The organism is Pseudomonas shahriarae, assembly GCF_014268455.2.
Lineage (GTDB): Bacteria > Pseudomonadota > Gammaproteobacteria > Pseudomonadales > Pseudomonadaceae > Aquipseudomonas > Aquipseudomonas shahriarae.
In genome coordinates, this window is sequence record NZ_CP077085.1 from 2922914 (window position 1) to 2947328 (window position 24415).

Annotated in this window: 20 protein-coding genes; 12 read left to right on the plus strand and 8 right to left on the minus strand. The window is 62.1% G+C overall.

The features are described 5' to 3' along the window. Positions 1-220: 220 nt before the first annotated feature. The 5 genes from HU773_RS13070 to HU773_RS13090 all read left to right on the plus strand — a co-directional run bounded on the left by HU773_RS13070 (position 221) and on the right by HU773_RS13090 (position 6797). Complete coding sequence (locus HU773_RS13070; protein ID WP_057959763.1) at positions 221-3721, plus strand: response regulator; 3501 nt, start codon at positions 221-223, stop codon at positions 3719-3721. Positions 3722-3736: 15 nt separating this feature from the next. Further along, positions 3737-4552 carry a CheR family methyltransferase gene (locus tag HU773_RS13075; protein WP_057440081.1) on the plus strand — a complete coding sequence of 272 codons (816 nt, stop codon included), beginning with the start codon at positions 3737-3739 and terminating at the stop codon, positions 4550-4552. Further along, positions 4549-5154, plus strand: a complete 606-nt coding sequence (locus tag HU773_RS13080; protein ID WP_057959762.1) for a chemotaxis protein CheB — start codon at positions 4549-4551, stop codon at positions 5152-5154. The genes HU773_RS13075 and HU773_RS13080 overlap by 4 nt, the downstream gene beginning before the upstream one ends. After that, on the plus strand, positions 5148-6341 hold the full coding sequence (locus HU773_RS13085; protein WP_057959761.1) for a hybrid sensor histidine kinase/response regulator: 1194 nt from the start codon (positions 5148-5150) through the stop codon (positions 6339-6341). The genes HU773_RS13080 and HU773_RS13085 overlap by 7 nt, the downstream gene beginning before the upstream one ends. 78 nt (positions 6342-6419) lie before the next feature. After that, entirely contained in the window at positions 6420-6797 is a 378-nt protein-coding gene (locus HU773_RS13090; protein WP_057440084.1) for a response regulator, read from the plus strand. Positions 6798-6927: 130 nt separating this feature from the next. On the opposite strand, the gene HU773_RS13095 is transcribed toward HU773_RS13090, so the two are convergent. The 4 genes from HU773_RS13095 to HU773_RS13110 all read right to left on the minus strand — a co-directional run bounded on the left by HU773_RS13095 (position 6928) and on the right by HU773_RS13110 (position 12267). Further along, positions 6928-8598, minus strand: coding sequence for a response regulator (locus HU773_RS13095; RefSeq protein WP_170045617.1), 1671 nt, complete (start codon positions 8596-8598; stop codon positions 6928-6930). Further along, positions 8595-10097, minus strand: a complete 1503-nt coding sequence (locus HU773_RS13100; protein ID WP_057959759.1) for an ATPase domain-containing protein — start codon at positions 10095-10097, stop codon at positions 8595-8597. Before HU773_RS13100 ends, HU773_RS13095 begins: the two co-directional genes overlap by 4 nt. A gap of 142 nt (positions 10098-10239) precedes the next feature. After that, the gene (locus tag HU773_RS13105) at positions 10240-11298 is read right to left on the minus strand and encodes a HEAT repeat domain-containing protein (protein WP_120732924.1); all 1059 of its coding nucleotides are present in this window, start codon (positions 11296-11298) and stop codon (positions 10240-10242) included. Between the two features lie 75 nt (positions 11299-11373). Beyond that, the gene (locus HU773_RS13110) at positions 11374-12267 is read right to left on the minus strand and encodes a bestrophin family protein (RefSeq protein WP_115128142.1); all 894 of its coding nucleotides are present in this window, start codon (positions 12265-12267) and stop codon (positions 11374-11376) included. A gap of 254 nt (positions 12268-12521) precedes the next feature. Between HU773_RS13110 and HU773_RS13115 the strand changes: the two genes are divergently transcribed. The 6 genes from HU773_RS13115 to HU773_RS13140 all read left to right on the plus strand — a co-directional run bounded on the left by HU773_RS13115 (position 12522) and on the right by HU773_RS13140 (position 18547). Next, positions 12522-14174: an AMP-binding protein gene (locus tag HU773_RS13115; RefSeq protein WP_186625940.1), complete on the plus strand. Its 1653-nt coding sequence runs from the start codon at positions 12522-12524 to the stop codon at positions 14172-14174. 21 nt (positions 14175-14195) lie between these two features. Further along, positions 14196-14963, plus strand: coding sequence for an SDR family NAD(P)-dependent oxidoreductase (locus HU773_RS13120; RefSeq protein ID WP_186625939.1), 768 nt, complete (start codon positions 14196-14198; stop codon positions 14961-14963). 12 nt (positions 14964-14975) lie between these two features. Next, on the plus strand, positions 14976-16169 hold the full coding sequence (locus HU773_RS13125; protein ID WP_057959754.1) for an acetyl-CoA C-acyltransferase: 1194 nt from the start codon (positions 14976-14978) through the stop codon (positions 16167-16169). A 9-nt stretch (positions 16170-16178) separates the two neighbouring features. Beyond that, positions 16179-17306: an acyl-CoA dehydrogenase gene (locus tag HU773_RS13130; protein ID WP_186625938.1), complete on the plus strand. Its 1128-nt coding sequence runs from the start codon at positions 16179-16181 to the stop codon at positions 17304-17306. A 14-nt stretch (positions 17307-17320) separates the two neighbouring features. Next, positions 17321-18094 carry an enoyl-CoA hydratase gene (locus HU773_RS13135; protein ID WP_057959752.1) on the plus strand — a complete coding sequence of 258 codons (774 nt, stop codon included), beginning with the start codon at positions 17321-17323 and terminating at the stop codon, positions 18092-18094. 258 nt (positions 18095-18352) lie between these two features. After that, positions 18353-18547, plus strand: coding sequence for a hypothetical protein (locus HU773_RS13140; protein ID WP_057440092.1), 195 nt, complete (start codon positions 18353-18355; stop codon positions 18545-18547). Position 18548: 1 nt separating this feature from the next. Here HU773_RS13140 and HU773_RS13145 read toward each other — a convergent pair whose 3' ends face one another. Then, positions 18549-18929, minus strand: coding sequence for a hypothetical protein (locus tag HU773_RS13145; protein WP_057959751.1), 381 nt, complete (start codon positions 18927-18929; stop codon positions 18549-18551). A 253-nt stretch (positions 18930-19182) separates the two neighbouring features. Here HU773_RS13145 and pvdQ point away from each other — a divergent pair, with 253 nt between their 5' ends. Further along, positions 19183-21471: a bifunctional acylase PvdQ gene (gene pvdQ, locus HU773_RS13150; RefSeq protein ID WP_169990083.1), complete on the plus strand. Its 2289-nt coding sequence runs from the start codon at positions 19183-19185 to the stop codon at positions 21469-21471. Between the two features lie 5 nt (positions 21472-21476). Here pvdQ and HU773_RS13155 read toward each other — a convergent pair whose 3' ends face one another. The 3 genes from HU773_RS13155 to HU773_RS13165 form a co-directional block, all read right to left on the minus strand. After that, on the minus strand, positions 21477-22001 hold the full coding sequence (locus HU773_RS13155) for an AAA family ATPase (protein WP_057959749.1): 525 nt from the start codon (positions 21999-22001) through the stop codon (positions 21477-21479). Further along, entirely contained in the window at positions 21998-22561 is a 564-nt protein-coding gene (gene pnuC / locus HU773_RS13160; RefSeq protein ID WP_057440095.1) for a nicotinamide riboside transporter PnuC, read from the minus strand. Before pnuC ends, HU773_RS13155 begins: the two co-directional genes overlap by 4 nt. A 147-nt stretch (positions 22562-22708) precedes the next feature. Further along, the gene (locus HU773_RS13165; protein WP_057959748.1) at positions 22709-24343 is read right to left on the minus strand and encodes a methyl-accepting chemotaxis protein; all 1635 of its coding nucleotides are present in this window, start codon (positions 24341-24343) and stop codon (positions 22709-22711) included. Between the last annotated feature and the right edge of the window lie 72 nt (positions 24344-24415).

The following is a 24415-nucleotide window of genomic DNA, read 5'->3' on the forward strand; positions in this document are numbered from 1 at the left end:
GAGGGTTCCCAGATAGTGGAGGTACAGGTCTTGAGCAGTTGAAAGACCATCCTCTAGTGAGTTGCGTCGATCCCGGCAAGTTCCCGAAACAGGGCGGGCATTGTGCCGATAATCAGGCTTGATGTCCTGGCTGTGTCGTTGAAATACGGCAGAAACATAGCCCTTGTGGTCGATTTTGGGGCAAACTTCCGGTTTTTCCGCACTTGGCCAAGGCACGCCCATGACTCCCGCTTCGTCAGTCGATGAAAACAGCTTCCGCAAACTCCTGAGCCGCAACGTGGCTTTGCCGTTGGGTGTGGGCGTGCTCAGCGCGGTGTTTTTCGTGTGCCTGATCACCTATCTGTTGTCGGTGATCCAGTGGGTGGAACACACGGACCGGGTGATCAATAACCTTAATGAGACCGCAAAACTGACGGTGGATCAGGAAACCGGCATGCGCGGGTTCCTGATTACCGGCGACGAGCATTTCCTCGACCCCTACGAGGTGGCCAAGCCGCGGATCATTTCCGATCTGCGCAATTTGCAGTCGTTGGTCGCGGATAACCCCCAGCAAGTGGATCGTCTCAAGCGCCTGGAGTCATTGCAGCTGGAGTGGAACAACTACGCCCAGACGATGATCGACATGCAACGGCAAAACGGCGACTACCGTGGCGCGGTGAAGGCCGGGCGGGGTAAGCGTCTGACCGACGAGATCCGCAAGGAATACGACGCAGCGATTGCCATGGAGCAGCAGTTCCGGCTCGAGCGTAATAAGGACGTGACCCGCACCACGGTATTCAGCGTGGCGGTTTACTTGCTGTTCGTGTTGGGCTTGAGCGGCTTCCTGGCCTATGTCGGAAGGAAGAATCTATTAGCTCTTTCAGACAGTTACAGTGCCAACCTGGCCTCGCAGATGAAGATTGCCAAGCGCCTGGAACAGCAGGCCTGGCTGCGCAACGGCCAGACCGAGCTGGCCGAACAGGTGCTTGGCCAACTGACCCTGAACCTGCTGGGGCGCAATATCCTGCAGTTCTGTGCCCAATACATGGGCTCGGTGGTGGCCGCGCTGTATGTGCGCGAGGAGCACGGTGGCCTCAAGCGCGTGGCGACGTATGGCTTCTCCCGTGAGCAGGAGCAGCAGGAGCAGGCGATCTACCGCGACGAGGGCATCGTCGGCCAGGCTGCCCAGCAGCATCGCTTGATTCGCCTGGATGATGTGCCGGTGGACTACTTCAAGGTCAGTTCCGGCCTGGGCGATGGCGCACCGCGCAGCGTGCTGGTGGTGCCGACCAGCGATGATGATCGGGTCAACGGGGTGATCGAGCTGGGCTTTCTGCGCGCACTGGACGAGCGCGATGTGGAGCTGCTGGAGCTGATCGCCGGCAATATCGGCACGTCCATCGAGGCGGCGCGCTATCGCCAGCGCCTGCAGGAAGTACTGGCCGAGACCCAGCAGCTCAATGAAGAGCTGCAAGTGCAGCAGGAAGAGCTCAAGACCGCCAACGAGGAGCTGGAAGAGCAGTCGCGCATCCTCAAGGAGTCCCAGGCCCACCTGGAAACCCAGCAGGCCGAGCTGGAACAGACCAACGAACAGTTGGCCGATCAGACCCAGATCCTCGCCGACCAGCGCGACGCCATGGACCGCAAGAACGTCGAGCTCAATCGCGTACAGGTCGAGCTGGAGGAGCGCGCCGATGAGTTGCAGCGCTCGAGCAAGTACAAGTCCGAGTTCCTGGCCAATATGTCCCATGAGCTGCGTACGCCGCTCAACAGCTCGCTGATCCTGGCCAAGTTGCTGGCGGAGAACTCCGAGGAAAACCTCAGCGCCGAACAGGTCAAGTTTGCCGAGTCGATCTACTCGGCGGGTAACGACCTGCTCAACCTGATCAACGACATCCTGGATATCGCCAAGGTCGAGGCCGGCAAGCTCGATATGCGCCCCGAAAACACCAGCGTGGCGCGCCTGGCCGAGGGCTTGCGCGGGATGTTCGAGCCGTTGGCCAGCGACCGCAAGCTGGGTTTCCAGGTGGAGGTCCAGGCCGGCGCGCCACTGATGCTGTTCACTGACCGCCAGCGCCTGGAGCAGATCCTCAAGAACCTGCTGTCCAATGCGGTCAAGTTCACCGAGAAGGGCCAGGTCAGCCTGACCATTTCCCGCCAGCCGGGGGAGGGCATTGCCTTTACCGTGCGCGACTCCGGGATCGGCATCGCCCTGGACCAGCAGGAAAGCATCTTCGAGGCGTTCCGCCAGGCTGATGGCACCACCAACCGTCGTTATGGCGGTACGGGCCTGGGGCTGTCGATTTCCCGTGACCTGGCCACCTTGCTTGGCGGCTATATCAATGTCACCAGTGAGCCGGGCCAGGGCAGTATCTTCACCCTGGTGCTGCCGGAGCAGTATGTGGAGCGCGACGAAGACGCGCCGGCTATCGAGCAGTCGCGGGCCGTGACGGTTGCCCCGGCACCCGTGGCGCCAGTGAAAATTTCGCCGCTGCCGGTGGCAGACGAAGCATTGATCCCGCGTTTTGCCGACGACCGCGAGCTGGCACCGTTCGCCACCCGTTGCATCCTGGTAGTGGAGGACGAGCCGAACTTTGCACGGATCCTCTTCGACCTGGCCCATGAACTGGGCTACCACTGCCTGGTGGCCCATGGTGCGGACGAGGGCTACAACCTCGCCGAGCAGTACCTGCCCGACGCGATCCTGCTGGACATGCGCCTGCCGGACCACTCCGGGCTCACCGTGCTGCAACGCCTCAAGGAGCACGCCGAGACCCGCCACATCCCGGTGCATGTGATTTCCGTGGAGGATCGCGTGGAGGCCGCCATGCATATGGGCGCCATCGGCTATGCCGTCAAGCCCACCACCCGCGAAGAGCTCAAGGACGTGTTTGCACGCCTGGAGGCCAAGCTGACGCAGAAGGTCAAACGCATCCTGCTGGTGGAAGACGACGACTTGCAGCGCGAGAGCATCGCCCGCCTGATCGGCGATGAAGACATTGAAATCACCGCCGTCGGCTTCGCCCAGGAAGCATTGGACCTGCTGCGCAGCACGGTCTACGACTGCATGATCATCGACCTCAAGCTGCCGGACATGCTCGGTAACGAGTTGCTCAAGCGCATGGCCACCGAGGATATCTGTTCGTTCCCGCCGGTGATCGTCTACACCGGGCGCAACCTGACCCGGGACGAAGAGGCGGAGCTGCGCAAGTATTCGCGCTCGATCATCATCAAGGGCGCACGTTCACCTGAACGGTTGCTGGATGAAGTGACACTCTTTTTGCACAAAGTCGAATCCCAGCTGTCCCAGGAGCGGCAGAAGATGCTCAAGACCGCCCGCAGTCGCGACAAGGTCTTCGAGGGGCGCAAGGTGCTGCTGGTGGACGACGATGTACGCAACATCTTCGCCCTCACCAGCGCCCTGGAGCACAAGGGCGCGATTGTGGTCATTGGCCGTAACGGCCGTGAGGCCATCGAGAGACTCAATGAGGTCGAGGACATCGACCTGGTGTTGATGGACGTGATGATGCCGGAGATGGACGGCTACGAAGCCACCGCCCTGATCCGCCAGGATCCGCGCTGGCGCAAGCTGCCGATCATCGCGGTGACGGCCAAGGCGATGAAAGACGACCAGGAACGCTGCCTCGCGGCGGGCTCCAACGATTACCTGGCCAAGCCCATTGACCTGGACCGCCTGTTCTCGCTGATCCGGGTGTGGTTGCCCAAGATGGAACGCATTTAAGTGGAAATACACTAAGTGGATCGAAGTACTGATATTGAACTGCGCTTGCTGATCGAGGCGATTTACCTCAAGTACAGCTATGACTTTCGCGACTACTCAGGGGCTTCGGTCAAGCGCCGTGTGGCCCATGCCTTGCGCCAGTTCGACTGCAAGACCATTTCGGCCTTGCAGGAGCGGGTGTTGCACGATCCCACGGCCTTTATGCAGTTGCTGCAGTTCCTGACCATTCCGGTCAGCGAGATGTTTCGTGATCCGTCGCACTTCCTGGCCATTCGCCAGGAAGTGGTGCCACTGCTCAAGACCTATCCGTCGATCAAGATCTGGATCGCCGGTTGCAGCACGGGGGAGGAGGTGTACTCCATGGCCATCCTGCTGCGTGAGGAGGGGCTGCTTGAACGCACGATCATCTATGCCACTGATATCAACCCCAGCTCCCTGGAAAAGGCCAAGCAGGGGATCTTCTCCCTGGAGAGTGTGCGAGCCTATACCCACAACTACCAGCAGGCGGGCGGGCAGCGGTCGTTTGCCGATTACTACACGGCGGCCTACGATTACGCAATCTTCGACAAGACTCTGCGCGAGAACGTAACGTTCGCCGACCACAGCCTGGCGACGGATAGCGTATTCTCAGAAACACAATTAATTTCATGTCGTAACGTGCTGATTTATTTCAATAAAAAGTTGCAGGATAGGGCCTTTGGATTGTTTCATGAGTCGCTGTGTCATCGTGGCTTCCTGGTGCTGGGCAGTAAGGAAACCCTGGACTTCTCCGCCTACAGCAAACAGTTCGAACCCCTGGTCAAGCAAGAACGGATCTACCGCAAATCATGAATGAAGCAGCTGCCAGCCCGGCCTTGGTGTCGGGTGTCCAAGCCATTGTCGTTGGCGCTTCCGCTGGCGGGGTCGAGGCGTTGCTGAGTGTTTTCGGGGCCTTGGCGCCAGGGTTCAACCTACCGATCATCGCCGTGCTGCACTTGCCGGATGAACGTCGCAGCCAGTTGGCAGAAGTCTTTGATCGGCGTCTGGCAATACCGGTAGTAGAAGCCCGGGACAAGGAAACGATCCAGCCCGGCACCCTGTATTTTGCCAGCCCCGGCTACCACCTGTCGGTGGAGCATGACCACAGCCTGTCCTTGAGCCAGGAAGAGCGCGTGCATCACTCCCGCCCGGCCATTGATTATCTGTTCGAGTCGGCCGCCGACGCCTATGGCCCGAACCTGCTGGCGATCCTGCTGACTGGCGCCAACCAGGATGGCGCGCGCGGCCTGGCCCAGGTCAAGCAGCGCGGCGGTACCACCGTCATCCAGGACCCCGCGGAGGCCCGGGTGGCCGTAATGCCCATGGCGGCCCTGGCGCTGCATACCCCTGACCATATTCTCACCTTGAGCCGCATTGGCGATTTGCTGGCTTCCCTGGAACCCTCCCCATGCTAAGTACTATCCAGGCCAAACTGCTGATCGTCGACGATCTGCCGGAAAACCTGCTGGCCCTTGAAGCGCTGATCAAGCGCGAGGACCGTCATGTCTACAAGGCATTGAGTGCCGACGAAGCTTTGTCGCTGCTGTTGGAGCACGAGTTCGCCATGGCCATTCTCGACGTGCAGATGCCCGGCATGAATGGCTTCGAACTGGCCGAAATGATGCGCGGCACCGAAAAGACCAAGAACATTCCCATCGTGTTTGTCAGCGCCGCCGGTCGTGAGCTCAACTACGCCTTCAAAGGCTATGAGAGCGGTGCGGTGGACTTCCTGCACAAGCCGCTGGACATCCATGCGGTCAAGAGCAAGGTCAATGTGTTCGTCGACCTGTATCGCCAGAGCAAGGCCATGAAGCTGCAGGTCGAAGCCCTGGAGCACAGTCGCCGCGAGCAGGAACTGTTGCTCAACCGCCTGCAGGCGACCCAGGCGGAACTGGAGCAGGCGGTGCGCATGCGCGATGACTTCATGTCGATCGTTGCCCACGAGGTGCGCACGCCCCTCAACGGCCTGATCCTGGAAACCCAGCTGCGCAAGATGCACCTGGCTCGGGACAACGCCGCCGCCTTTACCTTGGACAAGATGCACGCCATGGTCGACCGCGATGAGCGGCAGATCCAGAGCCTGATCCGCTTGATCGAAGACATGCTCGACGTCTCGCGGATCCGCACCGGTAAACTGTCGATCCGCCCGGGGCATTTCGACCTGGCGCAGTTGGTGCGCAACCTGCTGGAGAACTTTGCTCCACAAGTGGCAGCGGCCGAGTCGTCGGTGCAACTGGATGCGCCGCAGCCGGTGGAGGGCAAGTGGGATGAGTTTCGTATTGAGCAGGTAGTCTCCAACTTGCTGACCAATGCCCTGCGCTACGGCGCCAAGAGCCCGGTGGCGGTGCGGGTGTACGCCGAACATGGCGAGGCCAGGGTGGAAGTGCAGGATCGCGGGATCGGTATCAGCGAAGACAATCAGAAGCGGATTTTCCAGCAGTTCGAGCGGGTGTCCGCCAACCATGCGGTGGCAGGGCTGGGCCTGGGGCTGTTTATCTCTGAGCAGATCGTTGCGGCCCACGGCGGCACGATTGAAGTCGAGAGCCGGATAGGCGAGGGCGCATTGTTCCGTGTGTGCCTGCCTTTGGCGGGCGCGGCGTGAAATCAATCGTCAGCCAGACGCAACCTCTGCGTGACCCAAGGGTCGTATCAGCAGCAATTGACCGGACAAAGGCTTCCCATGAGTGAAGATGCGCAAGATGTTGTACTGATCGTCGAGGACGACGAGTCGATCATGTTCGTATTGGGCGAGTACCTTTCGGGCCTGGGGTACCGGGTACTGAAGGCCATCAACGGCGAGCAGGCCTTTGAAATCCTCGCTTCCAAGCCCCACCTGGACTTGATGGTGACTGACTATCGCCTGCCTGGCGGAATTTCCGGGGTGCAGATTGCCGAGCCCGCGATCAAGCTGCGGCCGGAGCTGAAGGTGATCTTTATCAGTGGTTATCCGCAGGAGATCCTCGACTGCAATAGCCCGATTACGCGCAATGCACCGATCCTGGCCAAGCCGTTCGACCTGGATACGTTGCAGGAGCATATCCAACGGTTGTTGGCGTGAAGTAAAAAACCAGCACTGGCTTGCCGATAATCAGCATGCAGTCGTCTTCACCAAGGCCCGCGTGCTACGCGCACCTGCTGCCTGATCGCTGTGCGATGCGGGAGCCTGGCTCCCGCTGTGCTCATCCGTGTCACGTCGCAATCATCTCCCGCACCTTCGCCGTCAGCAGGTCGAAGGTAAAGGGCTTGGTGATCAACTGCATGCCCGGATCCAGGAACCCCCCGCGCACCGCCGCATGCTCGGCATACCCGGTAATGAATAACACCTTCAAGTCCGGGCGAATCTGCCTGCAGATCTCTGCCAACTGGCGACCGTTCATCCCCGGCAACCCTACATCACTGATCAATAGATCAATGCGCTGGCTGGATTCGATAATCGGTAGCGCACTGTCAGCATCCGCGGCTTCGACAAAGGCATAGCCCAGCTCACTCAGCACCTGGCTCACCAGCACCCGTACCGCCGGGTCATCCTCGACGATCAGCACGGTTTCACCGGCGTTGGCGAATGGCGGCAGGGTCGAGTCGAGGGGGACATCGGCGGTGACTTCACCGACAAAGCGCGGCAGGAACAGGCTCACCGTGGTGCCTTTGCCGACCTCGCTGTGGAGGATCACATGGCCATGGGACTGGCGGGCGAAGCCGTAGATCATCGACAAACCCAGGCCGGTGCCCTGGCCGATGGGCTTGGTGGTGAAGAAGGGGTCGAAGGCTCGGTTGATGACGTTTTCCGGCATGCCGCAGCCGGTGTCACTGACACTCAGCTCCACGTAGTCGCCGGGGGTTAAAGTGCCGTAGGCGGCGGTAAACACGTTGTCGAGGTGGCGATTACGGGTTTCCACCACCAGCCGACCACCATCAGGCATCGCGTCCCGGGCATTCAGGGCCAGATTGAGCAGGGCGCTTTCCAGTTGATTGGGGTCGGCTTCGGCGGTCCACAGCTGCCCGCTCAACTGCATGTCGAGCACGATGCTTTCATTGAGGCTGCGTTGCAGCAGTTCGCCCATGGAGGTCACCAGTTGGTTGATCTCCACCGGCTTGGAATCCAGCGACTGGCGGCGGGAAAACGCCAGCAGGCGGTGGGTCAGGCCGGCGGCGCGGTTGGCCGAGGTCACACCCAGGTCGATCAGGCTGTCGAGGTCATCCAGGCGGCCCCGGGCCAGGCGCCGGCGCAGCAGCTCCAGGCTGCCGATAATCCCGGTGAGCATGTTATTGAAGTCGTGGGCGATGCCGCCGGTCAATTGACCGACGGCTTCCATTTTTTGTGACTGGCGCAAGGCTTCTTCGTTGCTGCGCAATTGCGCAGTGCGTTCTTCGACTTGTTGTTCAAGGGTTTCCAGGGTGCTTTGCAGGCGCAGTTCGCTCTGGCTCAGGTCGATCAGGCGGTCGCGGGCTTCGTACTGTCGTCGCCGCCCGCGCAGGGCGGTGGTCACCAGACTGATCAGGGTCACCGGGTGAAACGGCCGCTCCAGCAAGGTGATGTTGCCCAGCCTGGCACTCAAGTGCGATGAGGCGTTCTGTTCGGTGCCACCATGGTGGGTCAGCAGTACGATGGGCAGGTCCGACCAGGCTGGCTGCTGTTGCAGATACTCCAGCAGCGGCTCCAGCCCGACTCCGTGCAACGCTTCGGCGGCGATGATCAGCAGGCCCGCGCCTTGTTCCAGTTCATCGCAGAGCGATAACAGGTTGGGGGCTGCAATGCCGCTGAAACCTGCTTCGTTGAGCATCATCAGCGCCAGCGTGCTGTCCCGTCCCAAGGGCGCGAGAATGATCGCGCGCTCGGAAATGGCCGGCAGGCTACTCACAAGCGCTCATCCTTGAGCAGCGGGTTGCCGGCACCCATGTAGGTGGGGACGCCGCGCAGCACGCCCTGGAAGGCTTCCAGGGGTTCGCCGATGGTCATGCCCTGGCTGCCGATGCGGTATTCGCGAATGGTCGACTCATGGCTGCCGGTGCGTTTCTTGATGATGGAAATGGCCCGTCGCACTTTGCCCAGGGCCTCGAAGTAGCGCAGCAGGATCACGGTGTCGGCCAGATAGGTGATATCCACCGGCGCTTGCATGTCGCCGACCAACCCGTGCTGGGCCACGGTCATGAAGGTCGCTGCGCCCCGGCGGTTGAGGTACAGCAACAGCTCGTGCATGTGTAGCACCAGGGCGTTTTCCTCGGGCATGGCCGCCTGATAACCGTTGATGCTGTCGATAACCACGGTCTTGATCTGGCGCTCATCCACGCAGCGCCGCACCCGGTGGGAAAATTCGCCGGGCGACAGCTCGGCGGCGTCCACCTGCTCGATCAGCAGATTGCCGGTGGCTTGTAGGGCGGCCAGGTCGATGCCTATGTTGTTCATGCGGTCGAACAACAGGCCCAGCTCTTCATCGAAAATAAACAGGGCGGCTTTTTCGCCACGGGCCACTGCGGCAGCGGCGAAGATCATCGAGATCAGCGACTTGCCGGTACCGGCAGGGCCGAGGATCAGGGTGCTGGAGCCGGTCTCGATACCGCCGCCCAGCAGCGCATCCAGCTCGCGAATGCTGCTGGTCAGGGTCTGCCGGTTGTAGCCACCGCGGTGCTCGGCGGCCACCAGGCGCGGGAACACATGCACACCGTCTTGCATAATGGTGAAATCGTGGAAGCCGCCGCGATACTTCTGGCCCCGGTACTTCACCACCCGGACCCGGCGTCGTTCCGCGCCGTAGTTGGGGGTCAGTTCTTCCAGGCGGATCACCCCGTGGGCCACGCTGTGCACGGTCTTATCCAGGGATTCGGTGGTCAGGTCATCCAGCAGCAGCACGGTGGCGTCGTAGCGCACGAAGTAGTGCTTGATCGCCAGGATCTGCCGGCGATAGCGCAACGAGCTTTGCGCCAGCAGGCGGATTTCCGAGAGGCTGTCGATCACCACGCGGGTCGGCTTGACCCGTTCCACCACCTCGAAAATCTGCCGGGTGGCCTCGCCCAGCTCCAGGTCGGAGGAGTACAGCAGGCTTTGCTGATGCTCGGCATTGAGCAGGCTTTCGGGTGGGGTCAGTTCAAAGATATGGATATGTTCATCCAGCTCCCAACCGTGGGACTGGGCGCCCTGGCGCAGCTCGCGCTCGGTTTCCGACAGGGTGATATACAGCGATCGTTCCCCGGCCTTGGCCCCGGCCTGGAGAAAATGCAGGGCCACGGTGGTCTTGCCGGTGCCGGGCTCACCTTCGAGCAGGAACAGATGGCTACGCGATAGCCCCCCGGAAAGAATGTCATCAAGACCTTCGATGCCGGTGGCCGCCTTTGCTGTGAACAGCTCTTTGGATGTAGACAAGAAGTGCCCTCGGGTCACGTATAAGTTGAGCGGCGTGCCGGCTAAGGCGCGCCATATTCACTTGACCGTGGGGCTGTGGGGCGGTTCAACGTTTTCTCGTTTTTGTGCAGGCCAATCCACAGTTTGCAATGCCTGCAGCGCTTCAAAGGCCCTGCTGCAGCGCGGGATCGTCCGGGTTTTGCTGCTCCAGTTGGGCCAGCAGTACTTGCACGTTCTGCAACTGGCCGCTTTCCTTCCAGTAGTTGATCAACAGCACCCGTGCCTTGCGGTTGGCGGGATGGCGCTGGACGATTTCTTCCAGCTGGCGCTGGGCGGCTTCCAGTTCCTCCTGGTCATGCAAGGTGGTGGCCAGGTCGTAGCGGTAATCCTGATTGTCGGGCTCCAGCTCCACCGCCTTGGACAGGCCCAGCAGTGCGTATTCCCGTTCGCCATGGTGCAGCAGCCACATGCCCAGGGCGTGTTGCAGATAGGCTGACTCGGGGTGGGCTTGCAGTTGGGTGGCGAGGATCTGGCGCGAGTCATCGACCTTGCCCTGTTTATCCAGCAACTCGATGCGTGAAACCACCGCCGGCAGGTTGTCCGGGTCCAGGCGCAGCGCCTGCTCCAGGGCATGTTGGGCCTCGGGCAACAGGGCGCTGTGGATGTACAGGCGCGCCAGCTGGATCCAGCCATCAGGGCTTTCGGGCTGGGCCTTGAGGTACTTTACATACTCATCCAGCACGAGCTGCAAGGGGCCGAAATACAGGCCCAGGGTGTCGGGCGACAGGCCCAGCAGGGCGTTGGCGGCGGCAAATCGCACGCTTTGCTGGTCATCCTCGAGCAACGGGCCCAGCAACAGGGTGCGCTGGCCGCTGGGCACCAGGCCGACAATGCTGGCAATGGCTGCCTGGCGCACCAGGGGGGATGGGTGGCTCAAGTCCTTGTCCGCCAGCTTCAAGGCCTGGGGGCTTGGGTAGTTGTGCAATTCGCTGTGCAGGGCGGCGCGGCGCACGTCGGACAGGTCTGGTCGCGCCAGTTGCTGATAGAGCACGCGCGCGGCGCCGGGCTCGCCGTTATGCGCCTTTTTCAGGGCTTTGGAGTAACCGTGGGCAACAGCCGGCGGCACGGACACGCTCGGGCTGCGGGAGAAATACCAAAAAACCAGTACCACCAATAACAGGGCGCTCAGGCCGATGATCGCGTAACGGCGTGACTTTGACATGCAGGCGTCCGAAAGCTGGGCAGCTAGTGCAAAGCGCTCAGCTTCGGTCAGACACCGGCGAGTGTCAAACCCGCGTCACGTGAGCACATAGTCCACGGGCTCCAGGGGCGCTGGCAGGGCAGTTTCGCCCAGGGCGGCGAGGATCTCCCGTTCCAGGGTGCGCACGATGGCATTGCACGGCAGGTCGTTCTCGTCGAAGCCGAAGGGGTCCTCCAGGTCATCGCCGATTTCATCCAGGCCAAAGAAGGTGTAGCTGACGATGGCAGTAAAAATCGGCGTCAGCCAACCCAGGGGCTCGGCCATGGCAAAGGGCAGCAGGATGCAGAACAGATAGATGGTGCGGTGCAGCAGCAAGGTGTAGGGGAAGGGCAGCGGTGTGCTCTTGATCCGTTCGCACGCCGCCTGGACTTGGCTGAGCCCCACCAGGCGGGTTTCCAGCTGGGTGTAGCGCCAGTCGCTGATCCGCCCCTGTTGCGCGGCATCCGAGCAGTGGGCGCCGAGGGTTTGCAGGATCCGGTCCGGCAGGTTCGGGTGGCCGGGCTCGACATTGACCCACGGCTGGATGGCACGGGCCTCGTCTTCCAGGCGCAGGCGCGCCACCAGGCCATGGGCAAAACCACACAGGCCGCGCAACAGGCCCTCGCGTTCGCCTGGCTGGGTAAAAACCTGGGTTTCGCGGATCAGCGAGCGGATTTCAATGACCATCTGCCCCAGTTGCTTGCGGCCTTCCCACCAGCGGTCGTAGCAGGCGTTGTTGCGAAAACTCATGAAAATCGACAGCGACAGCCCGAGCAGGGTGAACGGCGTGGCGTTGACCTTGGAGAAGTAGGCCGGGTGCAGCGTTTCCACCAGCACGATCACCGAGGCCAGCAGGGTCACCAGCAGGCTGCGCAGGGCAATACGCTTGGCAATCGAACCCTTGAGGGAGAACAGGATGCCGAACAGGTTGGGTTTGGGGCGAACAATCATCGAGGGGCTTCTTCGTGGCGCAGGCCCTCAGATTAGAAGCCGGCGGGCGGGGCGTCCAATCGCTTGCGTTGACCGGCTGATTGTTGGCCTCTATGACGCAACGGTTTGGTCCAAGGCGCCATTGGCCAAACCAGTCAGCCATATTGAAAGCTTTGACCATTGTCCCTGCGCCGCTCTGGCGCCACTATTTCCCCCGATTCAACCCCGCAAAAGCACGCCCCCCAAAACAACAAAAGACACAGGGATTTGCCACGATGCGCGATTATTTGGCTGCTACCACCCAGTTCAACTACCAGCTAACCGTCGAGGCCGCACTGGCCGGCCACCTGCAGGCGCTCAACGCCTGCGTCGAATGCTGCGACCGGCACGCGTTGCCGGGGCGCATTGCGTTGTTTTGGGAGGGTAAGGATGGCCGCAGCGCCACCGTGACCTTCAGCGAATTGCAGGATCAGGCGGCGCGCTTGGCCAACTTCCTCCTGGCCCAGGGCGTCAAGCGTGGCGACAAGGTCGCCGGCCTGTTGCCACGCACTGCCGAATTGCTGGTGACGGTGCTCGCCACCTGGCGCATCGGCGCGGTCTATCAACCGCTGTTCACGGCCTTTGGCCCCAAGGCCATCGAGCATCGCCTGAACAGCTCCGGCGCGGCGCTGGTGGTGACCGACGCGGTCAACCGCAGCAAGCTTGCCGAAGTCGCTGACTGCCCGACAATCGTCACCGTGGCCGGCGCCAAGGGCGAAGGCATTGTGCGCGGCGATTTCAGCTTCTGGGCCGAGTTGCCCAACTATTCGAATGTGTGCGAACCGGTACTGCTGGGCGCCGATGATCCATTCCTGCTGATGTTCACCTCTGGCACCACCGGCCCGTCGAAAGCCCTGGCCGTGCCGCTCAAGGCCCTGGTTGCGTTCCAGAGTTATACCCGCGACGCCGTGGACCTGCGCCCCGAAGACGCGTTCTGGAACGTCGCCGACCCGGGCTGGGCCTATGGCATCTACTTCGGTGTGACCGGGCCGTTGTCCATGGGCCATCCGATCACCTTCTACGATGGCCCGTTCACCCTGGAAAGCACCTGCCGGGTCATCAACAAATACGGGATCACCAACCTGACCGGTTCGCCCACGGCCTACCGCCTGCTGATCGCCGGTGGCGAACAGTTCGCGCGCTCGATCAAGGGCCGGTTGCGTATTGTCAGCAGCGCCGGCGAGCCGCTGAACCCGGAAGTGATCCGCTGGTTCGCCGATAACCTGGGCGTGACCATCCACGACCATTACGGCCAGACCGAACTGGGCATGGTCCTGTGCAACCACCACGGCCTGGAACACCCGGTGCATGTCGGCTCCGCCGGCTTTGCCTCGCCGGGGCACCGCATCGTGGTACTGGACGACAACCACCACGAACTGCCCGCCGGCCAGCCCGGCATCCTGGCGATCGACCGCGAGCAGTCACCGATGTGCTGGTTCGCCGGCTATGAAGGGGTCAAGACCAAGGCCTTCGTCGGCAAGTACTACTTGAGCGGCGACACCGTGGAATTGAACCCCGATGGCAGCATCAGTTTTGTCGGGCGCAGCGACGATGTGATCACGACGTCTGGCTACCGGGTAGGACCGTTTGATGTGGAAAGCGCCTTGGTCGAGCACCCGGCGGTGATCGAAGCCGCGGTGGTCGGCAAGCCGGACGCCGAGCGCACCGAACTGGTCAAGGCTTTTGTGGTGATCAACAGCCAGTACCGCGCCGACGCCGCGTTGGCCGAGGAACTGCGCCTGCATGTGCGCAAGCGCCTGGCGGCCCACGCCTACCCACGGGAAATCGAATTTGTCAGCGACTTGCCCAAGACCCCAAGCGGCAAGCTGCAGCGGTTTATTTTGCGTAACCAGGAAATCGCCAAGGTCCAGGCAGCGACCACGGCTTGATCCCCTTTTAAGGAAACAACGATGCAGATTGAAAACAAGGTATTTATGGTCAGCGGCGGCGCTTCGGGCCTCGGCGCGGCTACCGCCGAAATGCTGGTGGCCGCAGGCGCCAAGGTGATGCTGGTGGACCTGAATGCCGACGCCGTGGCGGCCCAGGCTGCAAAACTGGGCGCGCAGGCGCGCAGTGTGGTCGCGGATATCAGCCAGGAAGCGGCCGCCGAAGCTGCGGTACAGACCACGGTGGCGGCGTTTGGCGCCCTGCATGGCCTGGTCAACTGCGCGGGCGTGGTGCGTGGCGAGAAAATCCTCGGCAAGAATGGGCCCCATGCCCTGGCCAGCTTTGCCCAGGTGATCAACGTCAACCTGGTCGGCAGCTTCAACCTGCTGCGCCTGGCCGCAGCGGCGATTGCCGAAACCACGGCGGATGCCGACGGTGAGCGCGGGGTGATCATCAACACCGCTTCGGTGGCGGCCTTCGACGGGCAGATCGGCCAGGCCGCCTACGCGGCGTCCAAGGGCGCGATTGCCAGCCTGACCCTGCCGGCCGCCCGTGAACTGGCGCGCTTCGGCATCCGCGTGATGACCATCGCCCCGGGCATCTTTGAAACACCGATGATGGCCGGCATGACCCCGGAGGTTCGTGACTCCCTGGCGGCCGGCGTGCCGTTCCCGCCACGCCTGGGCAAACCGGCCGAATACGCCGCGCTGGCCCGGCATATCATTGAAAACAGCATGCTCAATGGCGAGGTGATCCGTCTTGACGGGGCCTTGCGCATGGCGGCCAAGTAAGGAGGATTTGTCATGACTCAGCTTCACGATCCGATTGTTATTGTCAGCGCCGTACGCACGCCCATGGGCGGCTTCCAGGGCGACCTCAAGGGCCTGACCGCGCCGCAACTGGGCGCCGCCGCGATTCGTGCGGCTGTCGAGCGCGCCGGTATCGCCCACGACGCCGTGGATGAAGTGCTGTTCGGTTGCGTGCTGCCCGCCGGTCTCGGCCAGGCCCCGGCACGCCAGGCCGCGCTGGGTGCCGGCCTGGATAAGTCGACACGTTGCACCACCCTCAACAAAATGTGCGGTTCGGGCATGGAGGCGGCGATTCTCGCCCATGACTCGCTGCTGGCCGGCAGCGTGCAGGTGGTGATCGCCGGCGGCATGGAAAGCATGTCCAATGCCCCGTACCTGCTGGATCGGGCCCGTAGCGGCTACCGCATGGGCCATGGCCGGGTGCTTGACCATATGTTCCTCGACGGCCTCGAAGACGCCTATGACAAGGGCCGCCTGATGGGCACCTTTGCCGAGGATTGCGCCGAGGCCAATGGCTTTACTCGCGAAACCCAGGATGCGTTTGCCATTGCCTCTCTGACCCGCGCCCAGCAGGCGATCAGTGCCGGGCGTTTCAGCGCCGAGATCGTCCCGGTGCAGGTCACCGTGGGCAAGGAACAAAAGACCATCACCGATGACGAGCAGCCGCCCAAGGCGCGCCTGGACAAGATCGCCACCTTGAAGCCGGCGTTCCGCGAAGGCGGCACGGTGACGGCGGCCAACTCCAGCTCGATCTCCGACGGCGCGGCGGCCTTGCTGATGATGCGCCAGTCCGAAGCGCAGAAGCGTGGGCTCAAGCCTCTGGCAGTGATCCACGGCCATGCGGCCTTTGCCGATGAGCCGGGGCTGTTCCCGGTGGCGCCGGTGGGGGCGATTCGCAAGCTGATGAGCAAGACCGGCTGGGACCTGGGCGATGTCGACCTGTTCGAGATCAACGAAGCCTTTGCCGTGGTCAGCCTGGTGACCATGAGCAAGCTGGAAATCCCCCACGACAAGGTCAACGTCCACGGTGGCGCGTGTGCCCTGGGGCATCCGATTGGCGCATCCGGCGCGCGGATCCTCGTGACCCTGCTTTCAGCGCTGCGCCAGCGGGGCCTCAAGCGCGGCGTTGCAGCCATCTGCATCGGCGGCGGTGAAGCCACCGCCATGGCCGTCGAATGCCTGGATTAAGGAATTTTTATGTTGCCCAATGACGAACAACTGCAAATCAGCAACACGGCCCGGCAATTCGCCCAGGAGCGGCTCAAACCGTTCGCTGCCGAGTGGGACCGCGAGCATCGCTTCCCCAGGGAGGCTATCGCTGAGATGGCCGAGCTGGGTTTTTTCGGCATGCTCGTGCCGGAACAGTGGGGCGGCTGCGACACCGGCTACCTGGCCTATGCAATGGCCCTGGAAGAGGTCGCTGCCGGTGATGGCGCCTGCTCGACCATCATGAGCGTGCACAACTCGGTGGGCTGCGTGCCCATTCTCAAGTTCGGCAATGACCTGCAGAAAGAACAATTCCTCAAGCCCCTGGCCAGCGGCGCAATGCTCGGTGCGTTTGCCTTGACCGAACCCCAGGCCGGGTCCGATGCCAGCAGCCTGAAAACCCGCGCGCGTCTTGAGGGCGATCATTACGTGCTCAATGGCTGCAAGCAGTTCATCACCTCCGGGCAGAACGCCGGGGTGGTGATTGTATTTGCCGTGACCGATCCTGCGGCCGGCAAGCGTGGGATCAGCGCGTTTATCGTGCCCACCGACTCGCCGGGCTACACCGTCGCGCGGGTCGAGGACAAGCTGGGCCAGCATGCGTCCGACACCTGTCAGATTCTGTTTGAGGATGTGAAGGTGCCGGTCGCCAACCGCCTGGGCGAGGAGGGCGAAGGCTACAAAATCGCCCTGGCCAACCTGGAGGGCGGTCGCGTGGGTATTGCCGCGCAATCGGTGGGCATGGCCCGTGCGGCGTTCGAAGCTGCCCGGGATTACGCCCGTGAGCGGGAAAGCTTCGGCAAACCGCTGATCGAGCACCAGGCTGTAGCGTTTCGCCTGGCGGACATGGCCACCCAGATCGCCGTGGCCCGGCAGATGGTGCACTACGCGGCGGCCCTGCGCGACAGCGGCAAGCCTGCGCTGGTGGAGGCGTCCATGGCCAAGCTGTTTGCCTCGGAAATGGCCGAGAAAGTCTGTTCTGCCGCCTTGCAAACCCTGGGTGGATACGGTTACCTGAGCGACTTCCCGTTGGAGCGGATCTACCGTGATGTGCGGGTCTGCCAGATTTATGAAGGCACCAGTGATATTCAGCGCATGGTCATTTCGCGCAATCTTTGAAGAGGAACGGATCAATGAGTTATGAAACCATTTTGCTCGAGGTTCAAGGCCGTGTCGGGCTGATTACCCTCAATCGCCCCCAGGCGCTGAATGCCTTGAACGCGCAATTGGTCAGCGAAGTGAACCAGGCCCTGGACAGCCTGGAAGCCAATCCCGACATCGGTTGCATCGTGTTGACCGGCTCGAAGAAAGCCTTTGCCGCTGGCGCCGACATCAAGGAAATGGCCGAGCTGACCTACCCGCAGATCTACCTCGACGATCTGTTCAGCGACAGCGACCGTGTGGCCAACCGCCGCAAGCCGATCATCGCGGCGGTCAACGGTTTTGCCCTGGGTGGCGGCTGTGAGCTGGCGTTGATGTGCGACTTTATCCTGGCCGGTGACACGGCCAAGTTCGGCCAGCCGGAAGTCAACCTCGGCGTCCTGCCGGGCATGGGCGGCACCCAGCGCCTGACCCGTGCGGTGGGCAAGGCCAAGGCCATGGAGATGTGCCTGACCGGGCGTTTTATCGACGCCGTGGAGGCCGAGCGTTGCGGCATCGTGGCGCGGATTGTGCCGGCGGACGAACTGCTGGACGAGGCGCTCAAGGTTGCGGCGCTGATCGCCAGCAAATCGGTGCCGATCAGCATGATGGTCAAGGAAAGCGTGAACCGCGCCTTTGAAGTCAGCCTGTCGGAAGGCGTGCGCTTTGAGCGCCGGGTGTTCCACGCCGCCTTCGCGACCCAGGATCAGAAGGAAGGCATGGCCGCGTTCGTGGCCAAGCGTGCGCCGCAGTTCAAGGACCAATAAGCCCCTGACCAACTGCCCCGTGGCGAGCGGGCTAGCCCGCGTTGGGCTGCGTAGCAGCCCTAAAATCCGGCCCCGCGTGTTCAACTGAAGCAATGCGCTGGGTGTATTGGGGCTGCTACGCAGCCCAGCGCGGGCAAGCCCGCTCGCCACAACCGTTGCGCTGGCAAGGCAAATAGGGTCATGCCAAAGCGCTTTATCGCCTGTAACATGAGGCCCTGATACGCTCCAGATACAATTTTCAGGTTTCAGGAACCCGTCATGACCCAGAAGCAACGCTTGATTTACTCGATTCTGATTTCCCTGGTCGTCCTCGGCACGATGTTTGGCCTGTCCTATTTGCAGAACATCGGCGCCATCAGTGAGAAGACGTTCCAGTACATCGCCATTGCCGTGGCGGTGATTGTGGTGGTGATCAACGGCATCATGCGCCGCAAGGTCAAGCCCAACCTGTAAGTCAGGCGCTGGCAGCCAGGACCTTGGCAGCCTCTTCATGGAGGCTGTAGCTTTTGTCGCTGTTGAGGGTGATCACGCCCTCGCTGCACAGGCGCTTGAGCACCTCGCGCACACTGAGAAACGACAGCGGGATGCCCAGTTCCAGCAAGTGGCTGTGCACACCCCGTACACCCAGCGAGCGGCCGTTCTCGGCGGCGGTGAGCAGGGCGTCGATGACTTTCAGCCGGATCAGGCTGGTACGCAACCCAAAACACTTGAGCAGATGCCGGATGCGTTGGTTGCCTTGATGCTCGGGGGCCTTGCCGAAGGCTGGGTTACTTGCGCCGAAAGCGGCGTCGTGTGCCATAAAATGTCCGTCCGTGGGCAGTTGCGGGTTGTGCATGCAAAAACTCCTTATCAGAGCCTGATCAGGAAAACGATGGTGCTCTCTAGTTAATAAGACGTATGAGCCACGCAAATCATGAAGTCCAAGAGGGATAAATTTTCTCGGTCTCACGTCTGTCACCTTCCTGGCGCCGGTAAATAAGGCGCGCGCTGCCTAAATTTCTGCGGATTTCTACGTCTTTATCCATGGGCTGGTGTTGGCGAGTCGGCCCCGCCTTGGGCGTTCAATTTGGCTTGATGATGGGGTCTGCGTGATTATTTCCAACGGGTTGTCCAGGGTTTGCGTGGCGGGTGTGTTGCTGGGGGTGAGCCTGTGTGCGACGGCCCGCCAGGTGAGCGACGTGCAGGCGGGCACACTGAGCGCCGATATCCGCCGCACCGGGTTTGGTGTCCCGCATATCCGCGCCAACGATGAGCGCGGCCTGGGCTATGGCATCGGCTATGCCTACGCGCAGGACAACCTGTGCCTGCTGGCCAACGAAGTGGTCACGGTCAATGGCCAGCGCGCCCGCTACTTCGGTGCCGAGCAGGCGACCCTGGAAGAGCGCAACAACCTGACCAGCGATGTGTTCTTTACCTGGCTCAATACGCCCGAAGCAGTGACGGCTTTCTGGAAGGCACAGACCCCGCAGATGCAGCAGCGTCTTGCCGGCTATGCGGCGGGTTACAACCGCTACATGCAAGAGCGCGGGGCCAAGGACCGACCGATGCAGTGCCAGGGCGCCTGGGTGCGGCCGATCACGACCGATGACCTGATCAAGCTGACCCGGCGGTTGCTGGTGGAAGGTGGTGTCGGGCAATTCGCCGAGGCCTTGGCGGGGGCGACGCCACCCCAGCCAGGCGTGGCGGTGCAGAGCGATGTGCGAGCGTTTGAGGTCGCCACCTTGAAGCAGCAACGCTTTGCCCTGGAGCGCGGCAGCAACGCGGTGGCGGTGGGTAGCGAGCGCTCGTTCAACGGGCGCGGCATGTTACTGGCCAACCCGCATTTCCCGTGGATCGGCGGCATGCGTTTTTATCAGATGCACCTGACCATTCCTGGTCAGCTGGACGTAATGGGCGCCGCCTTGCCGGGCCTGCCGGTGGTCAATATCGGCTTCAACCAGCATGTGGCCTGGACCCATACGGTGGACACATCCAAGCATTTCACCCTGTATCGCCTGACCCTGGACCCGAAGGACCCGACCCGCTATTTGCTCGACGGCAAGTCGATCCCCCTGCAGAAAACCCAGGTAACGGTACAGGTCAAGGGCGCCGAGGCCCACACCCAAACGGTCTACAGTTCGCAGTTCGGGCCGGTGGTGCAATGGCCGGGCAAGCTCGACTGGAACGGGCAATACGCTTTCAGCCTGCGCGACGCCAACCTGGGCAATGACCGCGTGCTGCAGCAGTGGTACGCGATGAACCAGGCCCGCAGCCTCAAGGACTTGCAAGCCTCGGTACACCGCCTGCAAGGCATTCCCTGGGTCAACACCCTGGCGGCGGACGATCAGGGGCAGAGCCTGTATATGAACCTGTCGGTGGTGCCGAACGTCAGTGCAAAAAAACTCGAACAATGCAGCGACCCGCGTGCCGGCCTGCAGATGATCATGCTCGACGGTGCCCATAGTGCCTGCGCCTGGGATATCGACCCGCGCGCCGCCCAGCCGGGGATCTTTGCCGCTGATCAACTGCCGCAGCTGGCGCGCCGGGACTACGTGCAGCACTCCAACGACTCGGCCTGGATGGCCAACCCCAAGGCCCCGCTGGCCGGCTTTTCGCCGGTGGTCAGCCAGGATCACATTGCCTTGGGCGCACGTTCGCGTTTTGCCTTGCAGCGCTTGCAGGACCTGGACACACAGCCGATCACCGTCGCCGATTTGCAACACATGGTGCTGGATAACCAGGTGTACCTGGCTGGGCAGGTGATGCCGGATCTGCTCAAGTTCTGCGCGCAACAGACGGATGCCGCCCTGAAAACCCTGTGTACCCGCCTCAAGGACTGGGACCAGAAGGCCAACCTCGACAGCGGCCTGGGCCTGGTGCATTTCTTCCAGGTCATGGAGCACCTGCAGCAAGTGCCGCAGGTGTGGCGCGTTGCGTTTGACCCGGACCACCCACAAACCACCCCGCGCGGGTTGCTCATCGAGCAGCCGGAGGTGGCCAAGGCGTTGCGTGAGGCAATGCTGGCGTCAATGGCGCAGGTGAGTGAATCGGGGTTGAAAGAAGGCACTCGTTGGGGCGATATCCAGGTCTCGGGCAGCACTCCGATGCACGGTGGCCCACAGGAACTGGGGATCTACAACGCCATGCAAAGCGTGCCGAGGGCCGATGGCAAGCGTGAGGTGGTCAGCGGCAGCAGTTACTTGCAGATCGTCACCTTCGACGACCAGGGGCCGAAAGCGGAAGGCGTGTTGGCGTTCTCACTGTCCAGCGATCCGGCGTCGCCGTACTTCAAGGACCAGACCCAGGCGTTTTCCGCGAAAAAGCTCAGCCCGTTGCCGTTTACCGAACAGCAGATCAAGGCTGACCCACAGTATCAACGGCAACTGATCCACGAGTAGGGGCTTTATTGGTCGAGCAGGTGTGCCACGGCGGCAAACGCCTGGTCATGGCGTGCCTGCCAATCCCCGCCAATCACCTTGTACGGTTGCTGATGCTGCTCCAGCCAGTCGCGGCTGGCCTGGAAGAAGGCCAGGCGGTCGGCCAGGTCCGGCTGGCAGCGTTGACCGTCGGCGGTCCAGCCAATGCCTTCGGGCGACAGCAACAGGTGCAGGTCGTAATGGCGGGCCAGCAGTGCCTCGTCGAGCCACGCGGGGGCATCGCCAAACAGCGTCAGGCTCCACAGCTTGTTGGTCAGCAGGTGAGTATCGAGGATCAGCAGTTGCGGCTGCCGGGCACGGCCGGCATCTTCCCAGGCCAGTTGGCCACGGGCGATGTCCGGGATGTCGGCGAGGGTCGTATCACGCTGGTAGTGGTCGATGAAATAGCGCACATACTCGCCCACCAGCACCGCACCGAAATGCGCCTGCAACTGCTCGGCCAGCCAGCTTTTACCGCTGGACTCGGGGCCTGCCATCACCAGCACCTTCATGTGCGCAACGCCGGATCGGCGCGCCATTCGCGCCAGCCTTGTACGGCAATCACTGTGAACAGGGCATAGAGCGCGGCCGTCAGGTACAGCCCCTTGTAGACAAACAGGCCGACAAAAATCACATCGACCACAATCCACAGTGCCCAGCATTGCACGCGTTTTTGCGCCATCCACATCTGCGCCACCAGGCTGAAGCCGGTCAGGGCGGCGTCCAGCCAGGGTTGTGCAGCATCGGTCCAGTGTGCCATGGCGGCGCCCAGCAACAGGCTGCCGACTGCGCCAACCGTCAGGCTCAGGAGGATCGCCTGGCTGCCAAGACTGCTGACCTGGCGCCCTTGCTTGACCTCGCCGGCGCGAGTCCATTGCCACCAACCGTAGACCTGCAGGCCGGCATACACCACTTGCAGCAGCATGTCGGAATACAGCTTCACCTCGAAGAACACCCAGGTGTACAGCAGCACCATGACCAGGCCGATCGGCCAGCACCACGGGTTCTGCTTGACCGTCAACCAGACGGCAATCACCCCCAGCGCGGCGGCAAACAGTTCAAGCCCGGACATGGGATTCCTTGGAAGAGTCGAAGAGGAGGGCGATTGTACCCAACCGGCCGGGCAAAATCCTGTCCAGGCCGGGGGCTAATTATGGGAAGAAGGATTGCTGTGGCAAACCCGCTCGCTGTGGCGAGCGGGCTGCTGCCGGGAGGAGGGCTAGACCTTGAACTGGCGCAGCAGGCCGTTGAGTTCTTCGCTCAAGTCCTTCAGATGCACGCTGGCCTCGCTCGATTGCTGGGCCGCGAGCGCAGTGCTGTGGGACAGGCCGGCGGCCTGGGTCACGTTCTGATTGATGTCTTCCACCACGTGGGCCTGTTGCAGGGTCGCGCTGGCAATCGAGGCGTTCAGGCCGTTGAGGTTGCGCAGGGCCTGGCCGATGGCATTCAGGCTGGCGCCCGCCTGGCCGGCTTGTTCGATGGTCAGTTGCGAGGCCTGGTGGCTGTCGCTGATGACCTTGACCGCTGCTTCGGAATGCCCTTGCAGGCGCTCGATCATGTTCTGGATTTCGGCAGTGGATTTTTGCGTGCGCTGGGCCAGCAGGCGCACTTCGTCGGCGACCACGGCAAAACCACGGCCTTGTTCGCCGGCGCGGGCCGCTTCGATGGCGGCGTTGAGAGCCAGCAGGTTGGTCTGCTCGGCAATCGAGCGAATCACCTCCAGCACCCCGCCAATCTGCGTGCTTTCGGTGGACAGGGTGCGGATCACTTCCACCGCCTGGCTGATGGTGCCGGACAGCGCGTCGATCTGTTGCAGGCTGCCGTCGATATTGACCTGGCCCTGTTCGGCCTGGGTCTGCGCGTCACGCATTTCGCTGGCGGCGTGCTCGGCATTCTTGGCCACGTCCTGGACGCCGTAGGTCACTTCATTGATGGCGGTGGCCACCAGCTCCATTTGCTGGGATTGTTGCTGGCTGCGGTCATGGGCCTGGCTGGCGTTGTTGCCCAGCTCGGCGGACGACTGGGCCAGGGCATTGGCGCACACCTGCAACTGGCTGACCACCTGGCGCAGTTTGGCGGTGAAGGTGTTGAAGTGTCGGGACAGTTGCGTGACTTCGTCCTGGCCATGGGTGTCGAGGCTGCGGGTCAGGTCGCTTTCGCCACTGGCGATGTTGGCCATGGCCTGTACCGCTTCCTGCAGCGGGCGCACGATGCTGCGGGCAATCAGCACCACCAGCAGGGCCATGATCAGCGCAATGCCCAGGCCGATCAGCGAGGCTTTCCAGACCTGGCCGCGAAATTGTGCCTGTACGTCGTCCACGTAGACGCCGGAGCCAATAATCCAGCCCCAGGGCTCGAACAACTGGATATAGGAGGTCTTGGCCACGGGCTCAGCCGCGCCGGGTTTCGGCCAGCGGTAATCGACCATGCCGACGCCCTTGGCCTTGGCCAGGGTGACGAACTCATTGAAGATCGCAAAGCCGTCCGGATCGCGGATGGCCGAAAGGTTCTGGCCGTCGAGCTTGGGGTTGGCCGGGTGCATGATCATCACCGGCGTCAGGTCATTGATCCAGAAGTATTCGTTCTGGTCGTAGCGCAGGCCGCGCACCACACTCAAGGCTTGTTTCTGCGCGGCCTCGCGGGTCAGCACCCCGGTGGTTTCAAGGCCGTGATAAAAATTCAGAATTCCGCTGGCAGTCTGGACCACATGCTGGGTTTTCTGGCTCTTGGCCTGGTAGAGGTCGTCGTGGATCTGCTTGAGCATCAACAAACCCAGGGTCATCAACATCAACACGGCGACTATCAGGATCATCCAGAGGCGCCGACTGATCGACATATTGCGCAAACTGTTCATAGTCTTGTCACTCCGCGTTCTTATAATTTTCGGTGCTGCGTTGATCGGCCAGTGATAACGCGAAGCGAAATT

Bases quoted from the DNA above. Each gene is read 5' to 3' on its own strand.
- HU773_RS13090 (WP_057440084.1), top strand. From the start codon at position 6,420: ATGAGTGAAGATGCGCAAGATGTTGTACTGATCGTCGAGGACGACGAG.
- HU773_RS13115 (WP_186625940.1), top strand. From the start codon at position 12,522: ATGCGCGATTATTTGGCTGCTACCACCCAGTTCAACTACCAGCTAACC.
- HU773_RS13125 (WP_057959754.1), top strand. From the start codon at position 14,976: ATGACTCAGCTTCACGATCCGATTGTTATTGTCAGCGCCGTACGCACG.
- HU773_RS13110 (WP_115128142.1), bottom strand. From the start codon at position 12,267: ATGATTGTTCGCCCCAAACCCAACCTGTTCGGCATCCTGTTCTCCCTC.
- HU773_RS13105 (WP_120732924.1), bottom strand. From the start codon at position 11,298: ATGTCAAAGTCACGCCGTTACGCGATCATCGGCCTGAGCGCCCTGTTA.
- HU773_RS13070 (WP_057959763.1), top strand. From the start codon at position 221: ATGACTCCCGCTTCGTCAGTCGATGAAAACAGCTTCCGCAAACTCCTG.
- HU773_RS13085 (WP_057959761.1), top strand. From the start codon at position 5,148: ATGCTAAGTACTATCCAGGCCAAACTGCTGATCGTCGACGATCTGCCG.
- HU773_RS13130 (WP_186625938.1), top strand. From the start codon at position 16,179: ATGTTGCCCAATGACGAACAACTGCAAATCAGCAACACGGCCCGGCAA.
- pnuC (WP_057440095.1), bottom strand. From the start codon at position 22,561: ATGTCCGGGCTTGAACTGTTTGCCGCCGCGCTGGGGGTGATTGCCGTC.
- HU773_RS13155 (WP_057959749.1), bottom strand. From the start codon at position 22,001: ATGAAGGTGCTGGTGATGGCAGGCCCCGAGTCCAGCGGTAAAAGCTGG.
- HU773_RS13165 (WP_057959748.1), bottom strand. From the start codon at position 24,343: ATGAACAGTTTGCGCAATATGTCGATCAGTCGGCGCCTCTGGATGATC.
- HU773_RS13135 (WP_057959752.1), top strand. From the start codon at position 17,321: ATGAGTTATGAAACCATTTTGCTCGAGGTTCAAGGCCGTGTCGGGCTG.
- HU773_RS13080 (WP_057959762.1), top strand. From the start codon at position 4,549: ATGAATGAAGCAGCTGCCAGCCCGGCCTTGGTGTCGGGTGTCCAAGCC.
- HU773_RS13120 (WP_186625939.1), top strand. From the start codon at position 14,196: ATGCAGATTGAAAACAAGGTATTTATGGTCAGCGGCGGCGCTTCGGGC.
- HU773_RS13145 (WP_057959751.1), bottom strand. From the start codon at position 18,929: ATGCACAACCCGCAACTGCCCACGGACGGACATTTTATGGCACACGAC.
- HU773_RS13140 (WP_057440092.1), top strand. From the start codon at position 18,353: ATGACCCAGAAGCAACGCTTGATTTACTCGATTCTGATTTCCCTGGTC.